The sequence below is a fragment of the Microcoleus sp. Pol14D4 genome (assembly GCF_036701245.1).
Classification (GTDB): domain Bacteria; phylum Cyanobacteriota; class Cyanobacteriia; order Cyanobacteriales; family Microcoleaceae; genus Microcoleus.
Window position 1 is genome coordinate 1 of the sequence record NZ_JAUBQM010000137.1, and the last position, 8,017, is coordinate 8,017.

9 protein-coding genes are annotated in these 8,017 nt (G+C 46.7%); 7 read left to right on the top strand and 2 right to left on the bottom strand.

Annotated features, from left to right (window positions below):
- Positions 1-336 precede the first annotated feature (336 nt).
- Both QUA33_RS26925 and QUA33_RS26930 read right to left on the bottom strand, forming a co-directional pair.
- A complete protein-coding gene (locus QUA33_RS26925) occupies positions 337-510 on the bottom strand; it encodes a transposase family protein (RefSeq protein WP_333152684.1) in 174 nt (57 codons plus the stop codon).
- Positions 458-583 carry a hypothetical protein gene (locus QUA33_RS26930; RefSeq protein WP_333152674.1) on the bottom strand — a complete coding sequence of 42 codons (126 nt, stop codon included), beginning with the start codon at positions 581-583 and terminating at the stop codon, positions 458-460. Before QUA33_RS26930 ends, QUA33_RS26925 begins: the two co-directional genes overlap by 53 nt.
- Positions 584-743: 160 nt before the next feature.
- Between QUA33_RS26930 and QUA33_RS26935 the strand changes: the two genes are divergently transcribed.
- The 7 genes from QUA33_RS26935 to QUA33_RS26965 all read left to right on the top strand — a co-directional run.
- Positions 744-971 carry a hypothetical protein gene (locus QUA33_RS26935; protein ID WP_333152676.1) on the top strand — a complete coding sequence of 76 codons (228 nt, stop codon included), beginning with the start codon at positions 744-746 and terminating at the stop codon, positions 969-971.
- A 415-nt stretch (positions 972-1,386) separates the two neighbouring features.
- Positions 1,387-1,593 carry a hypothetical protein gene (locus QUA33_RS26940; protein WP_333152678.1) on the top strand — a complete coding sequence of 69 codons (207 nt, stop codon included), beginning with the start codon at positions 1,387-1,389 and terminating at the stop codon, positions 1,591-1,593.
- A gap of 387 nt (positions 1,594-1,980) precedes the next feature.
- A complete protein-coding gene (locus QUA33_RS26945) occupies positions 1,981-2,163 on the top strand; it encodes a CsbD family protein (protein ID WP_333099762.1) in 183 nt (60 codons plus the stop codon).
- Between the two features lie 77 nt (positions 2,164-2,240).
- On the top strand, positions 2,241-2,684 hold the full coding sequence (locus QUA33_RS26950; RefSeq protein ID WP_333152680.1) for a hypothetical protein: 444 nt from the start codon (positions 2,241-2,243) through the stop codon (positions 2,682-2,684).
- A gap of 116 nt (positions 2,685-2,800) precedes the next feature.
- Entirely contained in the window at positions 2,801-3,313 is a 513-nt protein-coding gene (locus QUA33_RS26955) for a hypothetical protein (protein WP_333099765.1), read from the top strand.
- A 426-nt stretch (positions 3,314-3,739) separates the two neighbouring features.
- Entirely contained in the window at positions 3,740-4,522 is a 783-nt protein-coding gene (locus QUA33_RS26960) for a DsbA family protein (RefSeq protein WP_333099766.1), read from the top strand.
- A 310-nt stretch (positions 4,523-4,832) separates the two neighbouring features.
- On the top strand, positions 4,833-8,017 hold a 3,185-nt coding region (locus tag QUA33_RS26965), incomplete at its 3' end, for a DUF4347 domain-containing protein (protein ID WP_333152682.1).

The following is an 8,017-nucleotide window of genomic DNA, read 5'->3' on the forward strand; positions in this document are numbered from 1 at the left end:
CATCTTTATTTAACGATTTTACTAGCTTTTTCATTTTATCTCTTTTTTGACACATTTGCCAAAGTGAGATGCACCCTGATTGGTGATTGGTGGCATACTATTCCGATAGTAAAATTTTCTTTGTCTTTTAACAAAACTAATTTTATCTATACCTAACCGTTTGAGTTGGCCTACATAAATGGGCCTGAGTGACTCAGTTATAAACATTACCATTTACAGACTTATTCATTGGTCGATCGTGATTTTTAACTAGGTTATTAACGTCGCTACGGATCGTATATTATGCACTCATTTATGCCTATTTATTAGTAAAACTTCGACGTTGGGCTACAAATTTTAAGTTTTACTGAAAGGTTTTTCACAAGTATCCCACTTAAATTGTCGCCCATTTACTCTTAAAACTACTTCTCGATTCCCCATCGGTAAATCTTTAACTAAATGTTCCTGATTTTGATGACTACTTCGACGACGTTGTGGGCAGATTGCCGTTTTTGTCTCTACTTGAAGTATCGAAAATTAATGTTTCATCTGTTTGTCTGCTGTCTTCTACTATAACTCCGGGTAGGTTTAGCAGTTTGGTCATTATGTTTTCAGAATTAACTTTGATACAAACTATTTACTAAAATTTTAGCCTAGTAAGTACGAAAGAGCCACAAATCTAGCTGCAAAAGTGCTAAACCTAAGCCACTGCTGGAACCAAGCCTTTGGGCGTGGGAAAATGATATGTTGGTAATGACGTACTGATGACAACAGCCGTTTTATTGAGGATCGGAATGATGGGCAACTATCACGTTCTGGTTTGGAGAGGAGTGGAGGAGGCGACTCCTTCACTGACTTTAATTATTGTGAAAAAGGGATTGAAGGTGCTAGGGCTGGAGCAGCAAAACGGTATCTCTGGGCAAGGGGAATCCGCCCCTAAAGAGGGAAAGCGTGGGGAGAATGCCCCCTCTACTATTGACGATGCACCCTGAGATAGCAAGTGGATTTCGATGAACCATGAATTAGAATTTCCATCCGCGACGGTCGGGGAGTATGTCAAAGCTGTCGAAACAGCCTCATCAAACAAACTACAAAAGGTACTTATGACGATCGCGCCACAGAAAAATTCTCCCCCCTCCTCCCCTTTCCCCAAGTCATTCACTGTCCGGGCCTTGCGACTGAGCAAGCAATCTCACGCACTATTCCCCTTCAGCTATATCCTTTGCGGCTAATGGAAGTTTCCGTAATTTATCTTAACTATAAAACTCAAAACTCAAAACTCTTCACCAGCCCCTATCTCCCTTCAGACAGAGGAAAGCCTTCGTGATTTCCCTTACAATAGATATAAGGTTAACTTCTAAGTACCCTTGTTAAAAATAAATTTTGCAAACAATAGGGGAAAAACTAATGAATAGTCAAGAAAACGCGAACCACACGGACAGCAAAAATCAAGTCACACTACCAAAATCTAGGGAAATATTGCTCAGTGAGGAAACAGAAAAAACCCTCGGTCAGCAAAAAAAAGAAGATGCTCAAACTATGCGCGCTGTAGAACAGTTAAAAGAAGAACTTCAGCACAAAATAGATGAAGAATGTCATCACAAGGTAGATTAAAACTAATAGGTTTTTTTGAGGGTGTGGGTAAAATGTGGTGTTGCCCACACTCGCCTTGGGAACGCAGAAGGCAGAATTAAATAAAAAAAATTAAAATATTTTTTTATTACTTAAAATTTTTTGGGTGTATGGTAACCAGTACACCCAAGATTTTTTTTAACATAACTACTTCATTGCAACCAGCATAAAAGGTACAAAAAAAATAAGTAGGTAAAGTGGCAGTTGCTTCAAGACGGAAAAGATCTGTTCCATATTCCCTATTCCATATTCCCTATTCCATTTGTTATTCGTTGTTTCTTCCTAGAGGTAGAGTGCAATGCAGTTCCTGGTTACCTATGATGAGTTTAAGTAAAAAATGTCAAATTAGATACACATAGGTAGAAAACCATGAGCGTTGAAGATAGAGCAAAGGCAACTGGTAACAACATCGCAGGCGCTGCTCAAGAAGCCATAGGCAATGTTACTGGCGATCCGAAGGATAAAGCAGAAGGCAAAGCCAAGCAGGCCAAAGCTGAAGCTGGTCACGCGATCGAAGATGTAAAAGATGAGCTCAAAAAGAAACTAGACTAAGCTTCATACTAATTGAAAGGGTCGAGCAACCTGACCCTTTCAAGTATTCAACTTGTTTTCAGAACGGAGGAAAAAAGGTGAGTTTATTGCAGCAGAGTCGCAAAATAATTGCGGGCGTACTATTGGTATTAATGCTGGCTATTACTACTGCCTGCGCGCCCAGCGTTTCAGCCCAAAAACCGAGTGATGTACCTGGAGCAATTGGTGGCAGTCAGGGTTATTACGCCCAGCTAGAACGTGGCAATACTGCAGCAGGTCAAGATTTTGGTCAATGGGTAACAAAGACGGCTCATGGCTTGGTTCAGGATGCTTACGTCCGCGACAATAACAAATTGGGAGTTGTAATTACCCCGCAAGTCCGCCCGACTGAAGTGAAAGATTTGGCGAAATCTTTAGCACAAGGTTTTCACCGCAATTTCCCAAATCAGGATGTAAGTGTTTTGGTTTACGCTCCTGACAAAAAACTGATTTTGACTGCTAAGTACGACCAGCAATCAAATCAGATTGAATACAAGTCTTGACCTGGTTAGCAAGCTTAAATGATAGCCGCGTGGCGGTTTAATATTTCGCAGTTTTTGGAAGGCGAAAGCATCTCAATTTAATACTGAACTGTTGTGTAGATTGGAAGAGAGTTACCATGAGTAGCAGCGATAATTACAAGCGTCAAATCATGAACGATTTAGCCCAGGGCGATCGAGAAATGATGCCGGAGACAACTGGTGAAGATTACGAAAACTTTGACGATTTTGCTCAGAGAACTTCGCCTGCTCAGCGCAAACAATTATTCGGGCGTTCCCTGAATCACGACTCCCTCCCGCCGGCGCAGTTGGAACCGGAATTGCAAAAGGCGATCGCCCAAATTAAGCCAAACGAACGCGACGATGTAGCGCGGGAATTCTTCAAGCATTTGGGCAAGAGAGGATTGGACGATCGCCAATTGGAAAAGCAGCTAGGACTTTCTACCCACCACGCCAGCCGCATGAATGCTGACGATGTTACCAAGCTGGCCTCGTTTACCTATCACAATCACCCAGATATTTTCCGAGAAGTGCTGGCAGAACAGCCGAGTTTGATGAAGTTTTTGGGAAATCCAATTGTTGCTGGTATTTTGGGAATAGTTGCGGCTAAATGGCTTAACAACCGCAAATAATCTCCGGTTCAGCCAAGCCTAAAAGCGGATAATACCTGCACCAAATAAAAGGACGATCGCCTGGGCGATCGTCCTTTTATTTTTTATATCTACTCCTCTAAAATAACCGCGATCGCGTTTCTAGTGAGGAATCTAGTCCTCATAAGATGCTGAAGACTCAATTCCTCATTACAAACCTTTTTGATTGCGGTAGTTCGAGGAGACATAATACTTAATAAATCCCGATGATTGAAATCTTAATTATTGCACTTGTAGCTGTTAGAGAGATTAACATCCCTTGGCAATTACCGACTACGAATTACCGAGTGCCAATGCCTAATTATTGGTCAAAGCTAAAAATAGCTCGACAGCAGTCAACAGCAGTATACCTGACACTCCGCAAAATTAAATGTACGATTAAGTGTTGCCGTGAATCAGAAAAAAAAGATGAACGTATCCACTATTTGGCGAAAACTCCGCAGCCAGCAAGCCTTGTGCTTTGCTGCACTCCTGGTAGGTTGCCTGGTATTTATCGGTTGTTCCCCCGCCCAGTCAGCGGCTGGCAATTCAGTCGATCCCAAGTTGAAAGAGCAAGTCTTGCAGATTATCCGCGAAAACCCGCAAGTAATTTTAGAGTCGGTACAAGCGTACCAGCAACAGCAGCAGCAGTCTCTCAAAGCCGCGCAGCAGTCATTTTTGCAGGAGATGAAAACTAATCCCAAATCTGCTATTGGAGATTCTCCGAGTACGGGATCACCTTCCCAGCAAATTGTACTTTTAGAATTCTCTGACTTTCAATGTCCGTTTTGCGCGCGCGCTCACGATACTGTCAAGCAGTTTATGGCAAAACACCAAGACAAAGTTACTTTAGCTTACAAGCATTTTCCCTTGACTTCAATTCACCCTCAAGCCCTGCCAGCAGCTAAAGCAGCTTGGGCTGCCCAACAACAGGGGAAATTTTGGGAATATTACAGCGCTTTGTTTGAAGGGCAGAAAGAGTTAGGCGAACCATTGTACGGATCGATCGCCCAAAAGCTCAATCTAAAATTAGATAAATTCAACACAGATCGCAACAGCCCCGCCGCCGAAGCCGCCATTGCCAAAGACGTGCAACTCGCTCAACAACTGGGCATTGAAGGCACTCCATTTTTTATTATGAACGGCCAAACTTTCTCCGGGGCGATCGAGCTTTCTGAGATGGAAAGCATTCTCGCCTCTGTCTCGAAATAAGAAAGCCCACCTGAATAAACAGAACAGAGCCCCGATTTCTTAAAGAAGTCGGGGCTCGAAGGCGCGATCGGGTTGATAGCTATATTTACTGACTAATTTTTGCGATTGGGAACAAATTTGCTCCTTGTGTTGTCTTAGTAAGACTCTAAGCTGCTTATGACTTAAGCCTTATATCTTGCCTTTTACAAGCTTTCCCAAACCTAGCTAGTGGATTCAAATGATTATTTGTCAATACTAATTTGAATTCTTTTGGCAAGACGATCGTCGCTTTTAAGCTCCATTTCCTTTGCATCTACGAGGAAAATCGATCATGGAAAAAATTACGCAAATAGTTGTCATTGACCCAACCGTTGAAGATTATCAAAGCCTTGCACCAAGCCCCGAACCAAGGAAAGAGATATTTATACTCGATCGGGCGGGGGATGGAGTCGAGCAAATTACAGAGTTATTAGCTAGCTACACCGATCTGGACGCCGTTCACATTGTTTCTCACGGCGGGCCTGGAATTTTGCACCTGGGGTCAATTCAGCTAAATTCTGACAATCTAGACGAATACGGCGATCGACTTCAGCAGTGGAAAAAGGCTTTAGCCCCTAACGCCGATATCCTCCTGTACGGTTGCAACGTGGCTGCAAAAACGATCGCCCCACCGATAGCAGGGCGATCGTTCTTGCAGCGCCTCAATCAACTCACAGGTGCAGACATCGCCGCCTCCAAAAACCTGACAGGAAGTGCTGCATTAGGCGGTGACTGGGATTTAGAAGTAACAATTGGTTCGATTGAAACACCTTTGGCATTCACCCAAGAGGCGATCGCAAGTTACGATCGTGTTTTAAATACTTTCGCAGTCACCAGCACCAACGACTCCGGCTTAGGATCGCTGCGAGATGCTATTACCCAAGCGAATGCTACTGCAGGCCCAGATATTATTGACCTGACTGGCATTACTGGCACAATTACCCTTGCTACGACACTGCCAACTATTAATGAAAGCCTGAGTCTGAACGGCCCTGGGGCAGCCAACCTGACAGTCAGCGGTAACAGCGCAGTGCAGATACTTAACACTAATACCGGCCCTGTTAGCATTTCTAACCTCACCTTTGCTAACGGGACTGGTGGCATTAATAACGCCTTTGGTGTCACCCTGAACCTTACAAACGTTACCTTCTCCGCCAATGTCGCTGGGGCAGGAGGTGCTCTCTTCAACAATGGCGGCACGGTGACCATCACGAGTTCTACGTTTACTGCCAATACCGCTACTGCTTTCGGCGGCGGCGCGATCAGGCAGGGTGGCGGTATTTTAAACATTGTTGGCAGCACTTTCACCGAAAACACAGCGACGGCAGCTAGCCAAGGCGGAGGTGCCATCCTGATCGATACCGGTTCGGTAAACATTACTGGCAGCACGTTTACTGGCAATAGTTCCCAAAACACCGACGGTGGCGGCGCGATCTACCACCGAGGCGGGGGCGAACTGTTAAGCATTGCTGACAGCACTTTCACTAACAACATTTCGGCGGCTGATGGCGGTGCGATCAGAAACGATGCCCAGCCATTAAGTGTCACCAGCAGCACGTTCAATGGCAATCAGGCTGCACAAAATGGAGGTGCGATCGTCAACGAGGGCGCGGCAACCATTACCAACAGCACGTTTTCTGGCAACACCGCAACCAACTTTGGCGCGATCAGAAATGGCGGTACGCTGGATCTGAGAAGTAGCACTCTTACTCTCAATAGTGCAACAAACCAAGGCGGCGGCATCTTCAATACCTTGACGGCAAATGTCCGCAACACCATCATTGCTGGAAACACGGCTACTGTTTTAAACCCCGATGTAGACGGCACATTTACAAGTGATGGCAATAACTTAATTGGCATCGGTACTGGTGCTGGCTTCACAAACGGTGTTAAGGGCGATCTAGTAGGCACTGCTGGCACTCCCATCAATCCGAATTTGGCAGCGCTGGCAAATAACGGCGGCCCCACGCAAACCCACGCGCTGAATGTAGGTAGTCCCGCGATCGATGCGGGTAGCGCGATCGCACCTGCTACGGATCAGCGTGGCTTAACTCGGCCTTCTGGCATTGCTGTTGACATCGGCGCTGTTGAATTACAGCAGATTGTCAGCATCACCGCCTTCGATAATTCAGCCTCGGAAAACCCGATCGACACAGGCACTTTCCGCGTTAGCCGCAGTGGTAGCACAGCCGGTAATTTGACGGTGAATCTCGCTATTGATGCCAGTAGCACCGCCGTTGCTGCTGACTACAATTTGGGCAGTACCTTTCCCGTCACTATTCCCAACGGGCAAAGCTTTGTGGATGTGATTCTGACTCCGGTTGATGACGCAATACCGGAGGTTGCAGAAACGCTGCGACTGAATTTGGGAAATGGGAATTATGCGATCGCACCGGCCAGCAGCAATGCTACGGTGACTATTGCAGCCAATGACTCGATTGCTTATGCGATCGCACTCACAAATCCAGCCACAGGTTCCTTAACAGAAGGCAACTCCGGCACTCAACCCGTCACTTTCACCGTCACTCGCAGCGGCGGAACAGGGGTAGCGAGTACAGTAGATTATGCGATCGCCGGTACCGCGATCGACGGCGAAGACTACAATATTATCAATGCTGCGGGGGCTACTAGCGCCACAGGGACGATCTCCTTTGCCGCCAACGAAACAACTAAAACTATTGCTGTGGATGTCTTGGGCGAAACCGCATTTGAACCTGACGAGACAATTACCGTCACTCTCAGCAACCCAAATTTGACCGCAGCGCCGGAAAGTTCGACTATCACCACCAGCACCGCCACTGCTACGATCGCCAATGATGATATTCCTAGTATCTCGATCGGTGATGTAGTTGTTACCGAGGGCAATACGGGTACTGCTAGCGCCACCTTTACCGCCACTCTCTCAGCAGCTTATAGCTTGCCCGTCACCGTCAATTACGCCACGTTAGACGGTACTGCTAACACTGCTGATAGCGATTACGCGGCGGCAACAGGCAGCCTCACCTTCAATGCCGGGGAAACGACAAAAACCATTACTGTTGCTGTCAACGGCGATTCTAAGTTTGAAACTGACGAAACATTTAACGTCAACCTCAGCACCGCTGTCAATGCGACTATTACCAAAGGGACGGGCATAGGTACGATCGCAAATGACGACTTGGAGTCACCAACTCCGACACCGACGCCAACTCCGACGCCGACACCGACGCCGACTCCAACTCCGACGCCAACTCCGACGCCAACTCCGACTCCGACACCGACGCCGACTCCAACTCCAACGGAAACTCCGACTCCGACGCCGACGCCGACACCGACGCCAACTCCGACGCCAACTCCGACTCCGACACCGACGCCGACTCCAACTCCAACGGAAACTCCGACTCCGACGCCGACGCCGACACCGACGCCAACTCCGACGCCAACTCCGACTCCGACACCGACGCCGACTCCAACTCCAACGGAAACTCCGACTCCGAC

What these genes read in the sequence shown, in the direction of transcription:
- QUA33_RS26930 (WP_333152674.1), bottom strand. Translation starts at nt 583, where the DNA reads ATGACCAAACTGCTAAACCTACCCGGAGTTATAGTAGAAGACAGCAGA.
- QUA33_RS26935 (WP_333152676.1), top strand. Translation starts at nt 744, where the DNA reads ATGACAACAGCCGTTTTATTGAGGATCGGAATGATGGGCAACTATCAC.
- QUA33_RS26940 (WP_333152678.1), top strand. Translation starts at nt 1,387, where the DNA reads ATGAATAGTCAAGAAAACGCGAACCACACGGACAGCAAAAATCAAGTC.
- QUA33_RS26945 (WP_333099762.1), top strand. Translation starts at nt 1,981, where the DNA reads ATGAGCGTTGAAGATAGAGCAAAGGCAACTGGTAACAACATCGCAGGC.
- QUA33_RS26955 (WP_333099765.1), top strand. Translation starts at nt 2,801, where the DNA reads ATGAGTAGCAGCGATAATTACAAGCGTCAAATCATGAACGATTTAGCC.
- QUA33_RS26960 (WP_333099766.1), top strand. Translation starts at nt 3,740, where the DNA reads ATGAACGTATCCACTATTTGGCGAAAACTCCGCAGCCAGCAAGCCTTG.